Origin of the sequence: Citrobacter sp. Ce104 (genome assembly GCF_030334595.1) — a bacterium.
Taxonomy (GTDB): Bacteria; Pseudomonadota; Gammaproteobacteria; order Enterobacterales; family Enterobacteriaceae; genus Citrobacter; species Citrobacter europaeus.
Map to the genome: position 1 here is coordinate 25,049 of NZ_JAOWDP010000006.1, position 18,773 is coordinate 43,821.

The 18,773-nt window shown below is 49.4% G+C and carries 23 protein-coding genes; 4 read left to right on the plus strand and 19 right to left on the minus strand.

Annotated elements, in window-relative coordinates:
• Positions 1 to 194: 194 nt before the first annotated feature.
• The 14 genes from OGW16_RS00165 to OGW16_RS00230 all read right to left on the minus strand — a co-directional run bounded on the left by OGW16_RS00165 (position 195) and on the right by OGW16_RS00230 (position 11,177).
• Positions 195 to 806 carry a baseplate protein gene (locus tag OGW16_RS00165; protein WP_211924567.1) on the minus strand — a complete coding sequence of 204 codons (612 nt, stop codon included), beginning with the start codon at positions 804 to 806 and terminating at the stop codon, positions 195 to 197.
• A complete protein-coding gene (locus OGW16_RS00170; RefSeq protein WP_185656605.1) occupies positions 790 to 1,800 on the minus strand; it encodes a phage tail tape measure protein in 1,011 nt (336 codons plus the stop codon). Before OGW16_RS00170 ends, OGW16_RS00165 begins: the two co-directional genes overlap by 17 nt.
• Positions 1,790 to 2,605, minus strand: a complete 816-nt coding sequence (locus OGW16_RS00175) for a hypothetical protein (protein WP_286517475.1) — start codon at positions 2,603 to 2,605, stop codon at positions 1,790 to 1,792. Before OGW16_RS00175 ends, OGW16_RS00170 begins: the two co-directional genes overlap by 11 nt.
• Complete coding sequence (locus OGW16_RS00180) at positions 2,595 to 3,353, minus strand: phage tail protein (protein ID WP_286517477.1); 759 nt, start codon at positions 3,351 to 3,353, stop codon at positions 2,595 to 2,597. Before OGW16_RS00180 ends, OGW16_RS00175 begins: the two co-directional genes overlap by 11 nt.
• Positions 3,353 to 4,564, minus strand: a complete 1,212-nt coding sequence (locus OGW16_RS00185; protein ID WP_286517478.1) for a phage tail protein — start codon at positions 4,562 to 4,564, stop codon at positions 3,353 to 3,355. Before OGW16_RS00185 ends, OGW16_RS00180 begins: the two co-directional genes overlap by 1 nt.
• Positions 4,565 to 4,567: 3 nt before the next feature.
• Positions 4,568 to 5,761, minus strand: a complete 1,194-nt coding sequence (locus OGW16_RS00190; protein WP_286517479.1) for a DNA-methyltransferase — start codon at positions 5,759 to 5,761, stop codon at positions 4,568 to 4,570.
• Positions 5,761 to 6,102, minus strand: a complete 342-nt coding sequence (locus OGW16_RS00195) for a baseplate protein (protein WP_257664038.1) — start codon at positions 6,100 to 6,102, stop codon at positions 5,761 to 5,763. The genes OGW16_RS00190 and OGW16_RS00195 overlap by 1 nt, the downstream gene beginning before the upstream one ends.
• Positions 6,099 to 6,746 (minus strand): hypothetical protein, encoded by a 648-nt coding sequence (locus OGW16_RS00200; protein WP_286517480.1) that lies wholly within the window; start codon positions 6,744 to 6,746, stop codon positions 6,099 to 6,101. Before OGW16_RS00200 ends, OGW16_RS00195 begins: the two co-directional genes overlap by 4 nt.
• 225 nt (positions 6,747 to 6,971) lie before the next feature.
• Positions 6,972 to 7,598 carry a Ref family recombination enhancement nuclease gene (locus tag OGW16_RS00205; protein ID WP_286517481.1) on the minus strand — a complete coding sequence of 209 codons (627 nt, stop codon included), beginning with the start codon at positions 7,596 to 7,598 and terminating at the stop codon, positions 6,972 to 6,974.
• Positions 7,598 to 7,843: a hypothetical protein gene (locus OGW16_RS00210; protein WP_286517483.1), complete on the minus strand. Its 246-nt coding sequence runs from the start codon at positions 7,841 to 7,843 to the stop codon at positions 7,598 to 7,600. The genes OGW16_RS00205 and OGW16_RS00210 overlap by 1 nt, the downstream gene beginning before the upstream one ends.
• Positions 7,844 to 8,025: 182 nt before the next feature.
• Positions 8,026 to 8,544, minus strand: a complete 519-nt coding sequence (locus OGW16_RS00215) for a hypothetical protein (protein WP_286517485.1) — start codon at positions 8,542 to 8,544, stop codon at positions 8,026 to 8,028.
• A gap of 219 nt (positions 8,545 to 8,763) precedes the next feature.
• Positions 8,764 to 9,417: a hypothetical protein gene (locus tag OGW16_RS00220; protein ID WP_286517486.1), complete on the minus strand. Its 654-nt coding sequence runs from the start codon at positions 9,415 to 9,417 to the stop codon at positions 8,764 to 8,766.
• 378 nt (positions 9,418 to 9,795) lie between these two features.
• The gene (locus OGW16_RS00225) at positions 9,796 to 10,119 is read right to left on the minus strand and encodes a helix-turn-helix transcriptional regulator (protein ID WP_211924556.1); all 324 of its coding nucleotides are present in this window, start codon (positions 10,117 to 10,119) and stop codon (positions 9,796 to 9,798) included.
• A gap of 20 nt (positions 10,120 to 10,139) precedes the next feature.
• Positions 10,140 to 11,177 (minus strand): tyrosine-type recombinase/integrase, encoded by a 1,038-nt coding sequence (locus OGW16_RS00230; RefSeq protein ID WP_211924555.1) that lies wholly within the window; start codon positions 11,175 to 11,177, stop codon positions 10,140 to 10,142.
• A 491-nt stretch (positions 11,178 to 11,668) separates the two neighbouring features.
• Between OGW16_RS00230 and OGW16_RS00235 the strand changes: the two genes are divergently transcribed.
• Both OGW16_RS00235 and OGW16_RS00240 read left to right on the plus strand, forming a co-directional pair.
• Positions 11,669 to 11,917: a hypothetical protein gene (locus OGW16_RS00235; RefSeq protein WP_139239848.1), complete on the plus strand. Its 249-nt coding sequence runs from the start codon at positions 11,669 to 11,671 to the stop codon at positions 11,915 to 11,917.
• Between the two features lie 67 nt (positions 11,918 to 11,984).
• Complete coding sequence (locus tag OGW16_RS00240; protein ID WP_071667180.1) at positions 11,985 to 12,845, plus strand: hypothetical protein; 861 nt, start codon at positions 11,985 to 11,987, stop codon at positions 12,843 to 12,845.
• Positions 12,846 to 12,878: 33 nt separating this feature from the next.
• On the opposite strand, the gene OGW16_RS00245 is transcribed toward OGW16_RS00240, so the two are convergent.
• Together OGW16_RS00245 and OGW16_RS00250 are read right to left on the minus strand one after the other, a co-directional pair.
• Positions 12,879 to 14,384, minus strand: a complete 1,506-nt coding sequence (locus OGW16_RS00245; RefSeq protein ID WP_071667181.1) for a terminase — start codon at positions 14,382 to 14,384, stop codon at positions 12,879 to 12,881.
• Positions 14,368 to 15,579 (minus strand): hypothetical protein, encoded by a 1,212-nt coding sequence (locus OGW16_RS00250; RefSeq protein WP_286517489.1) that lies wholly within the window; start codon positions 15,577 to 15,579, stop codon positions 14,368 to 14,370. Before OGW16_RS00250 ends, OGW16_RS00245 begins: the two co-directional genes overlap by 17 nt.
• Positions 15,580 to 15,798: 219 nt before the next feature.
• Between OGW16_RS00250 and parM the strand changes: the two genes are divergently transcribed.
• Positions 15,799 to 16,890 carry a ParM/StbA family protein gene (parM, locus tag OGW16_RS00255; RefSeq protein ID WP_071667183.1) on the plus strand — a complete coding sequence of 364 codons (1,092 nt, stop codon included), beginning with the start codon at positions 15,799 to 15,801 and terminating at the stop codon, positions 16,888 to 16,890.
• Position 16,891: 1 nt separating this feature from the next.
• On the plus strand, positions 16,892 to 17,362 hold the full coding sequence (locus OGW16_RS00260) for a hypothetical protein (protein ID WP_211924553.1): 471 nt from the start codon (positions 16,892 to 16,894) through the stop codon (positions 17,360 to 17,362).
• On the opposite strand, the gene OGW16_RS26410 is transcribed toward OGW16_RS00260, so the two are convergent.
• The 3 genes from OGW16_RS26410 to OGW16_RS00270 form a co-directional block, all read right to left on the minus strand.
• Positions 17,318 to 17,755 carry a hypothetical protein gene (locus tag OGW16_RS26410; protein ID WP_441302999.1) on the minus strand — a complete coding sequence of 146 codons (438 nt, stop codon included), beginning with the start codon at positions 17,753 to 17,755 and terminating at the stop codon, positions 17,318 to 17,320. The two genes, OGW16_RS00260 and OGW16_RS26410, sit on opposite strands and share 45 nt — an antisense overlap.
• 287 nt (positions 17,756 to 18,042) lie before the next feature.
• The gene (locus tag OGW16_RS00265) at positions 18,043 to 18,417 is read right to left on the minus strand and encodes a helix-turn-helix domain-containing protein (RefSeq protein WP_286517491.1); all 375 of its coding nucleotides are present in this window, start codon (positions 18,415 to 18,417) and stop codon (positions 18,043 to 18,045) included.
• 70 nt (positions 18,418 to 18,487) lie between these two features.
• Positions 18,488 to 18,751 (minus strand): type II toxin-antitoxin system RelE family toxin, encoded by a 264-nt coding sequence (locus OGW16_RS00270; RefSeq protein ID WP_286517493.1) that lies wholly within the window; start codon positions 18,749 to 18,751, stop codon positions 18,488 to 18,490.
• Positions 18,752 to 18,773 lie beyond the last annotated feature (22 nt).

Here is an 18,773-nt window from a genome sequence, read left to right on the forward strand (position 1 = left end):
AGCTGCTTGCTTTTGCAGGATAATGACGGGTTACTCTCATGGTGGTTAACGGTCAGAACGGAAGCTGATTCCAGGTGGTTGGTACGTGTTGTATCGTACTCGGTGATTACTTATGGATGTATAAAGGATTTACTAAGTAAGTACAAAGTACACCTTTCATAAATCTATTGGATGCACTTTGTACGCTACCAAGATTAGCCTTTGTCAATGGCGACTTCTGCACCCTTAATGGATATTTTACCCGCGGCGCTCATGTTGATATTGGCATCTGATTTGATCGTCATATCATTAACAGAGTGTACGAAAAGCGATAGCTGACTACTAATGTATAACTGACCTGAATCATTCACACCCATGGTGGAACCCGAGGCTTTATGAGTTATGGACCAAGATCCGCTTTGGTTCCTAATCTCTAATAACCCGTTCCTGTCGCTCACATAGTCTTTACCCGGTGTAGTTTTACCGGCTGCGGGCGCACCTTCTACAGCTGGTGGTACATAAGGTGAACCTTGCCCGGAGGCTTCTGGGGCTGAGTTAGGAACGCCGCCAGGGGCATCTGTAGCGCGCCCAACAACACGCGGGCGTGTACTATCCCCGCTATATGGGAAGTCCACCCAGACATCATCACCGGCGAGCAACGGAATGAATGCGCCATCATCCGGAGGCATACGCTCAGCCCATGGTAGATCTCCGTCAGGAATGCTATCCCATATGCCCACCAGCCGCACAGACACTCTAAGCAGACCGGCAGGATCGTCGACCGTTACCACCTTCGCCCGCTGCGGGCCGTTAATTGGTGCCGTCATAAATCACCCCTAACAATGCGCGTGTTACATATCCAAATCGGTCTTCCTGATGAGCTGCAAGCTTAACTACTAATTTGGTAGGCACAGATTCATCAAGTCCGCTTTCAGTGTTGTAGTTGTGGATCAGGACCTTCATCGGCAGCCCGGGAGTAATAGCTGAGTTGCCGGTAACCTCGATATCGATTTTGGGTAAAAGGAACGTCGAAAGGTTATTGAGGGCTGTCTGATCATCAACGCTCACCATCTTTACTGGCCACGACTTATCTCCGGACGTCAGGAGGCCTTTAGTTGGGCTGTATGCCATTAGCCGGTATTGGCGTGAGCGGATGTATTGATCGTCATTGTTTAGCTTGGCGAAGCGGTTAATACGTAACGCGGCCTTTGGGTTATTCGCTTCATACGTTAGTGCCGGTGACTGCCTGGATAACGTGGCCATACTTTTAACGTTAATCGAACCACGACACACCCAACAAAGGGCACCAGCTTCCTGAGCCATCTGCGCCAGCACTCCGCTGGGTTTTTGCCCCATGTTCAGATGATACGTACCCAGCTTTTTGAAATTGTCAGCGTTAACCGTCAGGCCTGTGGCCAGAGCGCGCACGATATTAGCCGGTTGCTTCTTAACAAAAAACTGAGGCTTTGAAGCCGGAACTTTGAGTGTTTTCACCTTTTCACTGAAAGCAATAATCGTGACGATATCCGCCGACTGGGGGGCTTTCAGGACCTCAAATGTATCGGTCCAGGTTGTGTTGCCTATGCCCTGTGGATCACCAAAGCTGCAGGTAAGAATCGTGCCTTTTTTAACGCCTAATTGATCTACTACGTAACTGGAATTATCGCGAACCTCCAACTGCAATTGCGGACCGGTCAGATCGGCTACCTCAATGTAAAGGCAGCGCGCAATCATGGAACGGGGGATTTCCGTGTTCCCAATCTTTACGGTCTGTAGGAAGAGCTGGGAACGCTTCTCTGATGAATTGCTATTAGCGGCCATTGGTCACCCTACCTGATTCAGGCATAACGCCAGAATCATTACCAGAGAGGACATCGATGGTTTGCGATAATGGCGTACCTTTCCACGCGGAATAGAGTGGGGCGATAACAGTGAAGGATATCGCTGAGGCGAACACTCTGTTCGACGCCAGCGGTAACGTTAAATTGTCGACAATGACTGCCTTGGGATCACGTATCAGGCAATTCAGCTGCAATGCAGCTCCCGCAATAACGGTCTGGAAGGTGAAATTTGTATTTCCAAAGTTGGAGAACTGGCGGAACCAGGACGCATAGATACCGGTTAACGCGTTCAGAACCTCTTTTTCGTTGGCTAAAACCATCAGAGAGTATGAGATCTCTATGGGGGTATGGCTGAGTAAGGCTGTCGGCTTCCCATCCTTATCAGTGATATACCCGGCATCATATTCATCTGTCACTATGGTGTTGTCGTGTAACTGGAATCCCGGCGTTCGCCCCAGGTTCAGTACTGGCAGGGAATTGGTATTCACTTCCGGTCGATTCGGGTTGAAGCGACGACCGGCACCCGCAGAACGGTATGCCCGGAGAAACGCTTCCACATCATCAAACTCACCAAATTTAAGCTGATCGCTCTTTTTACGGGACAGAAATTCGACAAGAGGCTTGGACCACGGCCGTGTGTCGGTTACTTCAATGTCTTCCAGTGCCGATAAAAGCGCATTACCCAGACCGGCATCCACATCGCTGGTGGATGAGAGCTCACGCTTACCCGTGGGCATCAACATAGCGCTCTTAAAGCGCATCAATAATTTGTCGTTATTCACCATCAGATACGGATTCCTCAAAGGTGCGGCAAGGTATGCAGACGAATAGCGTGCCCACTGCAGCTGTTCCATAGTTAAATTTGCGATGAACGTACCACCAGCGCCGGGCCATTTCTCCGGATGCCAGTTCCTCATTCCATTCGAGGATCGAACCTATTGAGATATCAAGGGCGGCCACACGGAGTATCAAAGAGTCTTCCTGATAGCCGGTGTTGTCGTCCTCTTCGTTCATGCTCAGGAAGCTGTCCATTTCGTCCGGACAGTCCAGGACTTTCACGATTTCAGGCTCGCCGTAGGAGAGCGTTTCCTGGTTTGGATCAAGGCGTTCCGCCTGCATTACCTCAAAACCCTCATCATCAATAGGCGCGTCTATCGAGTTGGCGCGATACAGGAGCGCGTCGAACGACAATGGGTCTTTGATGATGGCTAAAGCCCACGCTTCGCGGTAAAGGTCGTTGAAACTCTTGTGGCCAAGAAATCGAGCGCGCATATCACTGTTAGCAGGTCGGGAAAGCATTGCAGCAGTAATTGAGACAGGCGCTTCAGTTGGCTCTTTGGTTTCGTTGGGTAATTCATGTTTTCCAGATGGCTCATCTATAGGGTCTGCTACCGGTTCCAACGTCTCAAACGTGGTAGAGGTTGGGTTTTGAACTGCTACAGTATCAACAGGAGAAGGGACGCCATCAGGAACGCCACCAGCCACTTTGATATCGTCGTTGTTATCGATGAGATCGTCATAAAAACCTGCCATTATTGTTTACCTTGTTGGGAGGCGAGCCATTTCTTAAATGCTGTCTCTGCCTGTTGATCGGTCATGCCGGTTATCTTCAGAGCCTGAATGAAGCCTTGTTTCTTCAGCTTCAGTTGCTCCTGTAATTGAGCCTTCATCGCTTCCTGCTGCTTTTTCAGCAGTGCGTTCTCTGCCCGGGCGGTTTTAAGCTCTGCTGCTTTGCGCTTAAGTGAGTTACGCGCGGTGGAGGCCTGTTTTCTCAACCTATCGATCTTGTCTTTCTCGGTTCGTTGTACCTTGGCTAACCCGCGTTGGGCGGCTTGGTACTTTTCGAACTCGCGGCGGATCTTCGTCTGGTCTGTTTGATCAGAGCGGTTACGGGCTAAAGCTTTCAGTTCTTTGTCGGTAAAAACCTTTGTCGTGCGTTTCTTGTCATCGCCAAAAGCTACTTGCTCAGCAGCTTTCTTCATCTGTGTGCCCAGCTGGCGTTGCCAGGTAGACGACTGAAAACGGGTCATGACATGGAGGACGTGCTTGCAGGCTGCGCCGACGAGATCAGGGTTGCGTATTTTGGGGAAGGCATACTCAGCTGGTGGCTTCAACGCGTAGTTACCGGCTGTGGCCATGTAACGGAACCAATACTGATGGCGCCCGCAATCACAATCGAAAGATACGCGACCTTTAGCGAGGTTTTTTGCCAGCGTGGCCAGACTTACTTTTTCATCGCCGACGTCTTCAACGTAGCGGTCCCACTCTTCAAAGCGCACTCGCACCAGGTGGTTATCGTCGACCGACGCATCAGATGCTGTAACCTTCACATCGGCGATGTTATGGCGTATGCGTATAAACAGCGCCGACTTAATGCCGGTGCCATCATCTACCTTGTTGTTGGCGCGCTTAACATCGATCTGAGTCGACATGGCCACCAGCTGAGCGTAGGTAATCCCCGCCTGTTCGCTGCTGAACTTCGTGCGATGGCCAGCGCGTTTTTCGATGAATTGCTTTAAGTCTTCAGGAGTAAAGAATGTGCCGTCTTTCTTCTTGCCGAGCTTAAGAATCTCATCGACGCTTTTATTACGCAGTCCTGCGGGAGTAAGCGTGCGGTGTGCGCCTCTACGGCTTGCGCGCTGACCTTTACGGATTTTGTTGAAGACCTTAAGGAAGTCAGTTGCAGAAAGGCCATGTGTGGCGTAGCGGCCATTCTCTTTTTTCTCAAAACCGGTAGAGGGCATCAGTTATGCCTCCGTTAAGTTGTGCTGCATCCCGAGCTTATCCAGCACAAATGTGATTCGGGCGCGGGCAATGTTTACGTACTCTGATTCGCGCTCAATGCCTATGAAGCGGAAGCCTTCAATAACTGCGCCCTTACCCGTTGATCCGCTACCCATGAATGGATCGAGAACAAGTCCGCCAGCAGGGGTGACCAAGCGGCAAAGATATGCCATCAGTTGAGTAGGTTTTACTGTTGGATGTCTGTTCCCATCGAGCGAGGCATTCATATTCTCAATGTTTCGTAGGGTGGAACCGTGCTTTATTGGGCTGGTGGTGCGCACAAGCCCTTCATGCCGATCGGCTGGGCTAGTTTTAGGGCAATAGAAAAATCTGGCCGTTGAACCACTATCTGTATGCTCGATGCTGATATGGTTGTCATGGAGCCAGTCAGTGTTGCTGACCTTAGCCGAACGGCTCTTCTCACTGCGTTTGCCGGTGACACTGCTTTGCGGAAACTGGCTTACTACCACCTCACTTCCATCGTGTAATACGTTGGCTGGCCAGCGGCCAGGGGCGTCATAATCTTTTTGTTGTCTTTCAAAGTGCCCGTAAGCATTTTTAGTTACAGGGCTATCGGTGCCAAACTTTGCATGGCTATTTTTAGCCTTGCTGGATTGCTCATCAGAGCCACCAGCGAAAGGAACTCGGCACAGGTCGATATTTAATGCCCCGGTACCATATGCAAGGACGTTTCTTGCTACAGTTCGTTTGAATGGTTTTCGGGCCATTACAATAGGCTCATGGGCTGGTTTTAGATTAGTTCCCATCCCATCCCAAGTTGATTCTTGCCCAGTGACATTCGGGTACATATCTGTCCCTCGCAACTTCACCATAGCTTTCCCAATATTCTGTGATTTTGGGAAGCCAGAACCGTACAACCACATAAGCTGATCGCGTATCTCAAAACCTGCGTCTTCAATGCGAACGGCCATTCGGTGATACGTGCGAGCACCGGCAAACGACAACAGGTGTCCTCCTGGTTTCAGCACGCGTAAGCATTCTTTCCAAATATCGACCGATGGAACGTCGTAATCCCATTTTTTCCCCATGAAGGAGAGGCCGTACGGTGGATCAGTAACGATGCTGTCAACTGATTCATCGGCAAGCGTCTTCAGGATGTTCAGGCAATCGCCCTCGTGTAGTTTTACTTGTTGCATCAGATACTCTGTATGGTGCCGTCTAATTCCGGCATGCTGGTGGAATAGATGTTTATTTGCTCGCGAATCCACGCCAGCTCCGGAAGGAATAGGGCTTTTCCCACTGGTAGCGCTTCGCTTTCATCCTCTTGGCCACAAACACGGGTAATAACCCAACGCAGCTCGTCGGTTCCCCACACACGCTGAGCAATGAGGTCAGGGCGATATATCTCGTCCTGAGCAATGTCGTGGGGAATCAGGTCAGAATCGTAGCTGTTGCACTTGGCCACTACGGCCTGGTGCATGTACGCGCGGATGATTGGATCGGATACGTTACGATCGTCGAGTCGGGAGATGCTCACAGGTATCTTCCTTTGCCCGTAAGCGAACTCATAGTGACTGATTTAATAGCTTCAGCTTCAGTAGCGCGAACAATTTTACGCAGAGGATCTAAAGGGTCAGGAGGCATTTCAACCGTCAACGAGCTGTACATTTGCTCGATGTAGGAAGCGCTGGCCACGTTCTGATAGATCGTACCGTAAACGCAAAGCAGCATCAGAAGGTGTTCGCTTTTGAGTCGCTCCCAGTCAATGCGATACACAGCCTGTCCGCGGGTATCATGCTCAACATCGATAATGTTGTCTGGGATGGTATAACGCTGGCCAGCACCGGTAGTTTTTGGGCGGATGATGGCCTTCTGCAGTGAGAGCTCTCGATAGAGATCCAGTGACTCTACCAGGATAGGTTTTCCGCTGGTTCCCGGGGCCGCAAACTGGATATGCTTTCCGCCGGTCGAGCTGAAAAAACCGCTGCGTTCGTCCACCAGCACGTCATCACCGTTTTTTTCTATCTCGTGAATGATGTTGGGAAGGACGTCAAGTAACCCCTTACGATCTGCGGGAAGGGTCTGTTCTGATAACAGGGTGAGATTTCCCTTATGCCAGACAGCCTCCACCAGCATTGGTTTGGAAGTGGAAAGGGTGATGGCACATATGGCCTTATCCATAGTCGGACTCCGCTGGTAATGAAGTCTCTATATTATAATTAGTACATTCTGTAAGGAAGGGCGAAATCTGAACAAGAAAAAGGCCGGTATAAAACCAGCCTTGAGGGATTGGGTAAACCTTAACTATTGAAATGCGAGGCAGCGACCATCATAGCTTCCTTATGACGATAGAACCAGTAACGCTTTCTGTTTATGTTGTGTTTTCTTTTCAAAATAAGCTCACAATTAGTTTTTTAAACGTTCAATTCCAGCACGTCTGTAAGCCTCTGCCAGCAGGTCAAGCTGAGTACCATTCGCTTTTTCAAACTCAGCGGGACCGCCAACATTGCCGTCGGCATGCACTGGTAACAACCATGGATATTGCTCCCGGATATCAGCCGGTGCTGCGTGCTGGTGGTGGAAATTACACAATGGCAAAACGTGAGCGTGGGCGTCAGGTGCTGTTCGGCCATCAATATGGTGCAAACTGATCAGCGGCGACACTTTTCCATGTATCAGGCATGCAATACATGGTAAGGCTCCGAGCTTATCCATGATGCGGCGTTCAGCTGCGGTTGGTGTACGTCCCTTATTACCACGGGACTTTATAGCCTTACGTGGTTTGGCGGATGTGTTGAGTGCCGTGCTTCTTTTGCGCGCAATAATCTCTCTGCGTTTCTCCCAATATTCAGGAGACTGCAACTGAAGGAGCCTCTTCTCGCGTTGGCATTCTTGTGCTTCGCGAACTTTATCAACCTGCTTTTGACGATACTCAGGGTCCGCGAGTTTTTCTGCATTGCGGGCTCTTTGCCGCTCAACGGCGGCGCGCTGGCGGGCGAATAGCTTTTCCCGGGCTTCCTGAGTTAATTCCATTAGATTTGGCCCAGCCATTTATAGCGTTCGGCCACTTCAGCCGGGGTCATTTTCCCTGTGCCCAGGAGAGCCAGCGAAATGTACAGCGATCGGAAGTGGCGGCGGGCACGCATTCCAGCAGTTATAAAGCCGCCTGGTTGGTCTGCTGCCAGTTGGGCTATATTCGCTTCCGTTACTGTACGGGTGCAGTATTCATTAAATACAGCCACGGCGACTCGGGAAGGATATTGCAGTGGATTGTTCATGTATTCTCCTTATCGGTGTTTAGTTCGACGCTTAGATTTATTGCGGCGTTTCAGGCCAGCCCGGATAGCTGCCTTGACGAGCTCCAGAGTGCTAAGAGCAAGGATCACAGTCACAGACAACTTGATCGCAATCAGCCACCCAGCAAACGAATAGTCGAGCGCTATATTTATGTAGTGATCAATCATGATGAGTAATAGGGTGATAGTTCATTAGAGGGATACCAGCTGATGTCGTGCTCGGCTGAGCTGAGGATGCGCCAGCGAATAGCGTCATTCACAACTGTTTTCGCGACGTGATACTCCTTCGCTAATTGAATGCTGGCCATCGCTGTAACAGCTTTAATGTCGATTGCCGCGGGTTTATCACCGTAAGCAGGGACGCACGCAGTGCGAAGGAGCTCTCGACAGCGAAACCAACATTGTCCCAGGTGCTCTTCGGGTAAGTTAAATGTGAAACCATGGCCAGCCGGTGCTGTCTGGATATGGTTATGTTTGGCCAGAGAATGAAGGCGAGTTGTCGACAGCCCCGGGAGAATCGCGGAACGCTCCGCTGATGCAATCCGTATGGCTTTATCCATCCAGTAGCCATCATCCGGGGTGAGCGTATAGCCACCATCGACCATTAAGAGAGCCTCCCGCGGAAGCTGCTTAATGGTGGCGCTGAAAATTGCGGTGATGATCTTGTCGTCGGTCAGTCTCATGCTCGTAATAATGACACATAAAAAAATAAATAATTAGTATTATCTGTATTGCGGAGGGGAGTTTGCCTTGAAAATGCGCGAGTTATTGGGATTTGAATTGCATTGCCTGTCTGGCTTTAGTGCATTAACATCAGCTGGTGCTTTTAGAAATAGTGATTGATTGATAAGAGCATGCAGCCCCTGGTTCGCCGGGGGCTGTTCATTTCAGGCCTGGTCCCTCTAATACACGTTCTTATTCCAGTTTTCGCACATGTAATTACTGCATCCGTCAAAATCATACGGGTTGAGTTGCCAGCTTATCCGACCGCAACACGGGCAGTTCCAACGAGTTTTACCGGTTGATGTGCGATCGCGTCGTTTCTGACGTTTCAGCCAGTCAGGCTGGCGCAGCCCGCGGGCCTGAATCATTTTTCTGCGGTCGAGCTTATTAATGCAGAACGTGCGGCGTTTAACTTTGTTGGCCAGATGGTATGGGAGCCAAATTAGCCCCTCGCTGGTAGTGACGGCGAAGGGATGAATATAGGCTTTCGTGAAATCAGTTGTCGGCAGCTCGGCACCGGCAAGCCAGTAAACGTCGTTGCCATCCCATTCTCCTTTCACATACGCCACATATTGTGTGCAACCTGGCTCTATTAACGTTTCGCTCGGCAGCCGCTGTGAGTCGACATGCCATATAGCCAGTTCATCAATACAGTCGGCCGCAACCGGCAGGTCGATAGGACGGCCTTTATTCCAGCTTTCCTGTGCTTCTTTAAGCGTATAAACATGTGCTGTATCGATGTTACTGCTGTAACCATTTCCGTTCTGGCAATGGAAAGAGGCATTTGTACCGACAGTTTCTCGAAGGCAGAGCATATAAAAGCGATCATTCATTTTCGGCCACCAGCTTTTCGTTGTGTTCGATTAACAAGAGCATTTATCCCAAGTTTTGCGTAAGCGATGGATGCCTCGGCATCAGAGGCACCAAATACTCGATTAACACCGGCAATAACTTTCTCTTCTGAGCGGCTTAGGCGGGAAAGGATACTGCGGCATACGAAGCGGTCCGCATGTGTGATGTAAGCGTCAGCCGTCTCCATTGATGGCATAGGCCGATCAACCTGAAGAAAGTGCAGTGGGTTATGGGCGCCATAGTTCAGCGTGCAAGCAACAACCGGCGTTCCGTTCCGCAACCCACTTTGTAGGTGGACGTGAACGCCATTAATCAGCATTGATTTTTTCATTTATAAAAATAAGCACATAATTAGTATTCTATGACCAAAACAAATCAGGTCCATGAGACGACGTGCTGTCTTCTTCCAGAATGATTTCCTGTGCCTTGAGCATGCCTACTTCGGTCAGCTGATAGGTATGAACTGGCGGTGTTTCATTGAGGGTATGCACTGTTAGCAGGTTTTGCTGCTCCAGCCTGGCTAATGATTGACGCACATTCTGTGTTCTGGCCTTACGACCTCCATAATGCTCATCGATATAAGCAGTTATAGCGAGCAGGGTTACGGGAGTAAAAACATGCTGCTCGATATACCTGCGTCCTATGCAAGATAACGCTAACTTTTGAATTGTTGAAAGCGCCATTGTTGCTTGTCTCCTTGATCTTACCGCTTCATGCGTTGGCTGTTGACAATATCGAGCATCACCGACTTATTGGCATCGATATAACGTATATAGCTCATGACCTGCTCAGGGCGTTTCCACGTCCCCTCATGCATGATCTGAGTGAGCTCTGTTCCTTTCAATGCCATATCCTGCGCTGCGCCCACGCGGGGGCTGTGCCCGGTCCAAGTTCTGTAGCGGGAGGATTCAAGAGGGGCTCCTTTGACCGCCTCCCAGGCTTTGGCAAATATTTTCTCTATATTTTTACCGGCCATGGGTTTTGCTGCTGGATGAGCATTGCCATAGCGGTCTACCTTGCCAAAGATAAAAGTTGAATCATCGGTGAGTCCGCTCGCGTTAAGCCAGTCACGTAGCCAACCGGCAACATCTGGCGCCAGCACCTTTACCACGCCAACCTCGTCTTTAATTGTTTTTGTATAACCAACATCAAGCGTGGCCGAACCATCCCGTTGAAACTGAATATCACCAATTCGTAAGCGTGCGACTTCTGACATGCGCAACAACGTGTTGTAGGCCACACCTAAGAAAGCGAGGTCCCGTAGCTGCTGCAGTTTGCCACTGGCCTGGGTAATTTCGGCCAACTGGAAAAGATCATCGAGGTGGAGAGGGATCGCCTGTTCTACTCGTTCACCACTGAGGACCGCTTGCCGACTTATCTTCTTCATCCCACGCGTTACCAGTATGTGTGATGCAGGTAAGGCGAGACCAGCCTCGCGATGGATCTTGTTAATCATCGATTTGTGCATCGCGATGGTGTTTTTTTTGCGCCCAAGAGTCTCTCGCAGGTAAATCAGGTATTCACGAACGTCGGCGGGCTCGGCCGGAAGCCACACTTTATTGAACTGCTTACACCATAATCCCCAACTGCGGAGGACTGACTTCATTTGCGCCCAGGTGTTTTCTGATGCTGCTTCCCGGTCGACAAAGAACATGTGTAAATTTTCGGCAACCCGTTCATCATATTTGTCCGCAGTAATCAGCAGTGGGGATTCGGTCTGGTTAACCGGCAAATTAGTCATTGGCATATCTCTCAGTTACACGGGTATGAGTAGTGACTCAACACAGAAAACTATCACAACATTAGTATAATCTGTTAGGTTTTTTATGAAATTTACATGGTTTTTTAGAAAACTGCCGTATTTTTCATTTAGCAGCACAATGGCCGCAACAAAACCTCAGATTTCACGTAGCAACGCGAATACTTGAGTTAACTGCAAGGTTATAGTCACAATAAAAACTAGTTCATGTGTTTTGTTAATCGCCCCATTTTACACAAAAACAAAGGTAATATAATGGGTGTTATATTACTTTTGTGACTTTTTAAGGGGGGATCGAATTACGAGAGTTCGTGTTAGGAAAAGCCTGTGTATTACGCGCTTTCTAAGCGACTGACTAATAAACGTACAAATCATACTTAATTTCAATGATTGCCTTTCTCTTACTTTTACCCCGGGCATCAGGATGATATACAACCCCAATTCGAAAATTTGTATGATTTTAGGAAGGATAAATGGCTAACAGTGATGAACTTTTACTCGTTAACACTGAGATAACGACTGCAATTCAGAAACTTCACCTTGATATTACTTCACGTCGTGCAGTTTCAACCCTCACCAGCCATTTCTGCATAGTCAAAGGATTGCATTCCAAACCCGCCAGTGAACTAAAACGCCTTAAAAAAAGTATCCAGTTTCAGATAAACACCCATATATCCCAAAAATTTGCCCCAGCTAACTCTGCTTATGGTCGATTTCTCTAACGAAATAGACTAAATTCTCCCTTAGTTTTTAGCTAATGGGCATTGCGCCCACAACCGGAGAATACTGATGTCAGATAGCCGTACGGGCGAAGCCGTCTATAAGGAATTTATAGAGTTCCGAGACGCGTTCCTGACAGATGCTATGGATGAAGCTTCTGCCTGGAGCACGAATAAATATGGTGAAAAGTTTAGGCCTGTGGTGCTTGTAAGCGCCCGCAGGCTTAAAAAATGGACTGAAGCTATCGAACAATGGAATAAGTTCGCACAAGAACTCAAGAAATATCCTCAGTTGGGAATCCCTGTTTCGCTATATGAACCAGCTCCGAAATTCATCTCCGGAGCTATACGCGTGCGTTGCTATGAGCTACCAGCTACTGAGGTAACGACCAAGGCGCGGGAGAAGATCCTTGCAGATTACGACCGGGAAATTGAGCGATTTAAGGCTATAGATAATACTAATCCTTACCTTACCCAACTGCAGGATGAACGGAAAACATTCGAAGCCTTACCTCCAAAAACGAAACTGAGATTACGCCGCACCGGCTACACGGATCTGAATTGCGCATACAGCACAACTGAAGAGAGTCAGATCATGGTGCGCGTATCATCCTCTGGTGTGTTCTTTGATGAACGTACTCTCGGGCAGGGTTTCACATTCGGGCCTAAAACCAAAAACAGTAAAGCATCTATTTACTCAGAATTGAGCCCCATTCCACAATCGCTATATCAAAGCATAGATATTTACGACATCGATACTGTTGAAAAGGCAAAAGCCGCACGCAAAAAGTATCGAGAAGAGAACGAACAAGAGATCAAACGTGAGCAATGGTCGCGCTATAACAAAACTCGTGCTGCCAAAAATGCAATCCAGGCTGATGCAGAACATGCGGCAAGCGAGAAAAACCCTTCAGGTAGCAGCCACGATTGACTCGGCCACCAGCGCGCAGCTGGTGGTGTGAGTTTAGCTTGCTCTGCGTCTACGCAACCATTCCTCGGCTTCAGAACGAGTCTCTTCTTCATCGTGGAAGGTCTCTTCGTTCGCCGGGGTAAAGTCCACCAGCTGCGTGAAGCAATATACATCCCAGTGATCCGGTGATTTGATGTTGAGCTTCTCGCGCATTTGCTCTTTCGGCACCATATACCATTGACCGGCTTCATTTAGGCCGCATGGGATCTTACATGCCTGGTCGACAGCCTTACCCCCTTTATCAAACTTGAGTCGTCCCTGCTGCACGGCCATTTTGGCCATGATGTTTGCATATGCACGCTGGTTGATGAATCGCTCTTTGTCCTTCTTGGTGTGCATCCTTTTACCCCAGCGGATTCGTTGGGCGATGATGCCGTGTTTTTCTTCCAGTACATCAGCAGTGGTCGCGCCTACGCCGTCGCCATCAATGGCGATCTGAATATTGGGGTATTTCTCCGGGTCACATTCACTGAATATGAAGTCAGCAAAACGTGACGGTGTAACAGTGGCTTCCATTTCCTTAACCAGATGAGGGACTACGCGCCGGTGTTTGCCGTATCCGGACACCCTGAAGATGCCCATTACTGATTTATCGCGGCCATTACCTACGTCACAGCAACAGATCCAGCCCCAGCCCATTGCAAGGGGAACCTTACGCCGCTGCGCACGTTCACACTCATCACGGCCAAGCAGATAGCCGGAAAGCGAGCTGGGGAATTCACCGCGTACCTTAATGAGGTATTCCGGTGACTCCCGGCCACCATAGTCCACCAGCTTTTCACGGATGAACTTCAGCGTTACGAGAGGCGATTCTTCAGAGTTAAGCTTAATCGCGTTGTATAGGCCATTCGGGTTGGCTTCTGTGCGCGCCAGGCGATGGTGAGAGTCATAGAATTCACCAGCAGTACGCGTCGGCTGCGAGATGAGCATCAGCCGGTTGTCGTCCTGCGTCAGCGCACCTTTGATAATACCGAATGCCTTATCCGACACGCCTGACGCTTCATCGATGATGTAAAGCAGGTGCTCTGCGTGCTCCCCGGCGAGTGCTTCTTCGTTCCCCAGTCGGAAGCCTTTAGCGATAACTTCCCAGCTACCCTTCGACGCGTTCTCGTAAAAGGTAACATCGGCCAGGGTGAAGTATTGGCCTAACCATGGGAACCGCTTCAGGCACTCTTTCCAGTTCTGCCGGATGTACTTAAAGATACCGGTTTTAACCTGCTGCAGTTTGTTGGCCACGATGATGATACGAGACTCTGGGAAGAACATCAGGTAGCACAAGATCATGATGGCGGTCATGTCGGACTTACCCGTACCATGGCCGGAGGAAACCGTCGTCCAGCTGCCGGTCTGCTGAACTGATTCGATAATTTCCTCCTGCTGCCAGGTGGGGATCTTATTGAACAAGACTTCAGCTGCGGTTACCCAGTCATAACGATACAGTTTAACCAGCTCCTGCCAGCGCGGGTCTTCAGTGATTGAGCGCCTAGTTATGGCTGCCATCATCGCCCCCGTACAGCAGGTTATTTACCTCATCATCTGGTATTTCGTCGTCGGCAAATTGTGCAGTTAGGTTGATATCGTTAAGAGAACCGTCAGCAGCGACATCACCAAACCCGCCACCATCCACCAGGAGATTTACAGCTTCGCGTTTCTCGGCCATAAGTTGTTCGTGCTGAGCATGGCGAATTGCGCGCGCCTCCCTGGCCTGGCGGTCCAGTTCTTCTGGGTCATAAGCTACTGCTTTAACCTTGTCGGACTCTCCTTCTTTCACCTCTTTACGTGCCATCTCCATGAGCAACGCCGGAACCTTATAGCCATGCGTCTCGATGTAGATCGCGGTATCAACAGCACTCCAGCCGTTTTCCTTTCGCTGCTGGTACGCTTGCATGATTCGTTCTGGCTCTTCTGTTTTGCGGTCGTGCAGCTCTTGCTCGCGCTTGTTCTTCGCATAGCTCTGACGAATGCCCGCTAACGATCGTGCGGTGTCATTGATGGCACCCGCCGCGGCCGCGGCAACAGAGAGAGCTTTCGTTATTGGGTTCGGTCCGGATTCATCATCATCACCTGATGCCGGTGGTTGTTCGGTAAGGAAGGTAAGGACCGCTTTCACAGTACGGTTAAGGCAGAACAGGTTAACGAGGGATGATTCGATGGCCATAGCCTCAATATCATCAACACCGGCTGCTGCTATCAGCGTTCGGGCTTCCTCCATGTCTTCATCGCTGGGGATTATGGATGCTTCCAGAATCTGGCTACCGGCCATGTACTGATCACGCGTACGTCCCGATTTCGTTTTGGTCGATACTGCATTGATCAATTTACCGACCAGCACAGCCTCTTCCGTTTGCCCAGCTTCGATGCGCGCGTGTCTTCCGGCCTCTTTAACTTGCAGGCTTAATTCATTGATTTCCTGTGATAAATTTTTATTCTGTTTCGAGGGCTTTTGATCGCTTTTGCGCTTACCTGACTTTTTTTGATCATTTGATCGTTTTACTTCCTTTTTAACGATCTGATCAGCTGATCGCTGGTCTTGAACCTTACCTAACTGAGTAGTGCCTTCCCCCAGGTAGCGACGTGCAGTATTAGGGTTTAAACCATAGGTAAGTGCATATTCCTTAATAGATATTTTCTCGCCAGCAGCGCGCATTTCCGCATAGCGATTTCTATGTTCTGACCAGTCCGTTTTTACTGCCACTGCGATCACCCCTTTACAACGATGATCGCAGTCTACTGATCGTTACATCTCAATTGATCACTTTTGATTGGTATTAGCTGTCATTTCAGCAACCAAAAAACATACATATTTATGTTATTTACTGGATGGTTTATTGATTTTCTCGGTGGTTTTTGTAACATGTGACTCGCTATTTCAATCAATCACAAGCAGTTAGCGTTAAACGCAAGGATTAACACTATGTCTAAATCACCAATTTTTGTGGCTGTCGACGGCGGTTCCGGCAATATCGCACTTCGTTTTGAAAATGAACAAGGCGAGCTGAAAACGCACATCAGCCCCGCGCTGGTTCGTCGTGGCCTGCTCCAGCATGGGACTCAGGAATCATCTACAACCTGGCGTACCGATGAAGACGAAATCTACTCGGTTACCAATGACGCAACCAGCATCGAGCTGGTCAACACCTGTGATCCAGAATACCAACTGAGTCCGGCCAACCGCGTGCTGGTGCTTAATGCGCTCAGCCGCGCCGGGTTAGGTGGGCGTGACGTGGTTCTGGCCGATACACTGCCAGCGGATCAGTATTACGGTGATAACGGCATCAACAAAGTACGCATTGAGGCCAAGAAAAACAGCCTGCTGCGTGCCGTCGAGAACTACTCCGGCTCAGCTGCTGCGCCGAATATCAAACACGTGGCCATTTACCCTGAAGCAGTCACAGCGTACGTCAGCGCAACGGTAATGCCAGACGGCAGTGAAAACCCCGCGTTCGAAGGCGTACAGCGCTGCATGATTGTGGATCTCGGTCGCTTCACCTGTGACATTGCTATCGTTACCAACGAGCTGGAAATCCTCAACCGCGTCACTACAGAACACGGTATTCACGTGATGATTAAGCGCCTTCATCATCTGCTGCAGGAGCACCAGGAGGCGCTCAATCTGCCTGAAGCCAAAGAGATTAGCCTGTCTGCCCTCGATGGCTTTATCGAACGTGGGTATGCCGGTAGCCAGGCGGCTTCGCGAGCGCATCTGCGCCGTGATATTCGCCATTTAGTCGAGCAAGCAGCGCGCGAGCTGGCGAACGATATCCGCAATGACATTCGCAGCCTGCACCGCAACATGACCGACATCGATATGCTGCTGTTTGTCGGTGGTGGCGCGAACTGGCTGGGCGGGAAACTGGACTATCTGCCAGACTTCTCTAAAGAGTGGCACGATTACACGTACATTCCGGATGAACCTCAGTTCGCCGTAGTTCGTGGCGTACACCTTCTGCTCCAGAACGCACAAACGCGCATTCTGCAAGATTTAGCGGAAACTGCGGAGGCTTAATATGTCAGGAAGCGACACCAAGGCGAAACGTGATGTGTTGTCTATCAACATCACCGAGGATTTGAAGCGATCGGCGGCTTCGTGTCGCTTCATTGATGAGTATAGAGCCACCAGCGACCGTAGTGCAAAGCGCATCAAAATTGTCAGTGCTTTGACAGCTGGCCAGATTTTGCAGGAATGCGATCTGATGGCCGTTATTGGCTTTATCGACACAGAGGCATTTGCCAGACTCGATATTGATCAAAAGAGAATGATGCTGCTGGCGAGAATGCAGGAGTTCATGGGGGTCACAGAGTCAGTTGCTGCGCCGGTGGTTACGACACCCAAAGCAGCACCTGTAGCGCAAACTAAACCAGTGGCCCCTGCTGTTAAGGAGCCACCAGCAACAACTACTGAAGAAAAGCAGGAAAAAACAGAGGAACAAGGTTCAGCTAGAGTGAGTCGCTTCGCTAACCGCTTGCCCGGTGCTTGATGTATTTCGCGATGTATACAGCATCAACCGCGTCAAATAAGCACCTGCTCTTTCCTTCTCATCCTCATCCATAAGCATTTTTTCACGGCGGTCCGGAGGGATTCTCTCCGGATTTCTGCAACGCCTGAAGAATGCATCATCTATCCGTGTTAAGTAAAACGTTCGTGGGCGTACAGACAGGTCTACTACGCAATCTGAGTTGTGCGACAAGGCAATAGATCGCATTCTCAGGTAAATATTACGTAACGATGAGTGGTATTGCGGATACTTCAATTTAAGCCCTTCAGCTACTTCTCTTGCTGTGGCCGGTCTACCAAGCTCAATCAGATACTGCGAAATTTCCCACGACGTTAGCCTATTGTGCTTTGCCAAATAGACACCTCGCCGAGACAACAGATTGTACTAATGCAAAAGGGATTCTACTGACGACATGCCTGTTTTTCAAACGACATTAATCACAGACAAGAAAAAGGCGCATTAAGCGCCTTGATTCATGGAATTTTAGTATGCACAAAGATTACCGATGGCTACTCACAAAAGAATCTTGGAATGGACTCGACTAAGCACATTACAAAACCCCTCAGAAGCTATGCCGCACATATCTTATTACAGAACATACTAAGCATTCAATGTATAAACGATCAGTTGCAAGAAAGCCCGCTTGTGCGGGCTGTATCCTGTCAGTCGTCTATCAGTTGGGTAACGCGGCAGTCGTACAGTTTGGCCAGTTTTTCGAGAGTCGCCTTTTGTGGCTTGCTTCGCTTTTCCATGTTCGCTACGCCCGCCTGAGTGATGCCTAGCGCCTCTGCTACGGCCTCCTGAGATAAACCGCGATACATGCGCCAGGCCGCTTGTAAGGTCACGCCTTTTTTAATCTGAAAGCCTACGACTTCATGAGGGATTGTCTCATCGTCGTTCGGGCCTTCTGTGTATGGGATGGCTTCATACAGCTCATCCAGATCAGAAGTGGCCACCAGCTTATTAAACAAATCAATCGGTATCACTACTGATTGACGTGCGCCGTTTTCGTCGGTCAAAAATTGTATGTTTCTCATTCTCACGGGTCTCGTAAATATTGGAGAAAGTCGCTTTCTCGCTGGGTTGGGCGGGTTTCCCCGCCTCGCCTTAGTACGTATTTGACTGTCTGCGCATTACCTCATCAATTCGGATTATCACCGGTTTGCCGTCTATCACTGTGAACAGCACCCTGTATACTCCCACCCTTACCCGATACTCTTTGTCTTTACTGCCTTGCATCTTCTTTAAGTCTAACTGCACATCGGGGAAGTCCTCTAACTCGCTAACCTTGTCAAAAATCATTTCACGGTAGCGGTTATCTATGCGGGAGAGTTGTTTCTTTGCCTTTTTACTCCATTCAACCTTCGGCACTTTGTATCCCTCTCGTCGAACT

Bases quoted from the DNA above. Each gene is read 5' to 3' on its own strand.
- OGW16_RS00165 (WP_211924567.1), bottom strand. From the start codon at position 806: ATGACGGCACCAATTAACGGCCCGCAGCGGGCGAAGGTGGTAACGGTC.
- OGW16_RS00170 (WP_185656605.1), bottom strand. From the start codon at position 1,800: ATGGCCGCTAATAGCAATTCATCAGAGAAGCGTTCCCAGCTCTTCCTA.
- OGW16_RS00175 (WP_286517475.1), bottom strand. From the start codon at position 2,605: ATGGTGAATAACGACAAATTATTGATGCGCTTTAAGAGCGCTATGTTG.
- OGW16_RS00180 (WP_286517477.1), bottom strand. From the start codon at position 3,353: ATGGCAGGTTTTTATGACGATCTCATCGATAACAACGACGATATCAAA.
- OGW16_RS00185 (WP_286517478.1), bottom strand. From the start codon at position 4,564: ATGCCCTCTACCGGTTTTGAGAAAAAAGAGAATGGCCGCTACGCCACA.
- OGW16_RS00190 (WP_286517479.1), bottom strand. From the start codon at position 5,761: ATGCAACAAGTAAAACTACACGAGGGCGATTGCCTGAACATCCTGAAG.
- OGW16_RS00200 (WP_286517480.1), bottom strand. From the start codon at position 6,746: ATGGATAAGGCCATATGTGCCATCACCCTTTCCACTTCCAAACCAATG.
- OGW16_RS00205 (WP_286517481.1), bottom strand. From the start codon at position 7,598: ATGGAATTAACTCAGGAAGCCCGGGAAAAGCTATTCGCCCGCCAGCGC.
- OGW16_RS00210 (WP_286517483.1), bottom strand. From the start codon at position 7,843: ATGAACAATCCACTGCAATATCCTTCCCGAGTCGCCGTGGCTGTATTT.
- OGW16_RS00215 (WP_286517485.1), bottom strand. From the start codon at position 8,544: ATGAGACTGACCGACGACAAGATCATCACCGCAATTTTCAGCGCCACC.
- OGW16_RS00220 (WP_286517486.1), bottom strand. From the start codon at position 9,417: ATGAATGATCGCTTTTATATGCTCTGCCTTCGAGAAACTGTCGGTACA.
- OGW16_RS00225 (WP_211924556.1), bottom strand. From the start codon at position 10,119: ATGGCGCTTTCAACAATTCAAAAGTTAGCGTTATCTTGCATAGGACGC.
- OGW16_RS00230 (WP_211924555.1), bottom strand. From the start codon at position 11,177: ATGACTAATTTGCCGGTTAACCAGACCGAATCCCCACTGCTGATTACT.
- OGW16_RS00235 (WP_139239848.1), top strand. From the start codon at position 11,669: ATGGCTAACAGTGATGAACTTTTACTCGTTAACACTGAGATAACGACT.
- OGW16_RS00240 (WP_071667180.1), top strand. From the start codon at position 11,985: ATGTCAGATAGCCGTACGGGCGAAGCCGTCTATAAGGAATTTATAGAG.
- OGW16_RS00245 (WP_071667181.1), bottom strand. From the start codon at position 14,384: ATGGCAGCCATAACTAGGCGCTCAATCACTGAAGACCCGCGCTGGCAG.
- parM (WP_071667183.1), top strand. From the start codon at position 15,799: ATGTCTAAATCACCAATTTTTGTGGCTGTCGACGGCGGTTCCGGCAAT.
- OGW16_RS00260 (WP_211924553.1), top strand. From the start codon at position 16,892: ATGTCAGGAAGCGACACCAAGGCGAAACGTGATGTGTTGTCTATCAAC.
- OGW16_RS00265 (WP_286517491.1), bottom strand. From the start codon at position 18,417: ATGAGAAACATACAATTTTTGACCGACGAAAACGGCGCACGTCAATCA.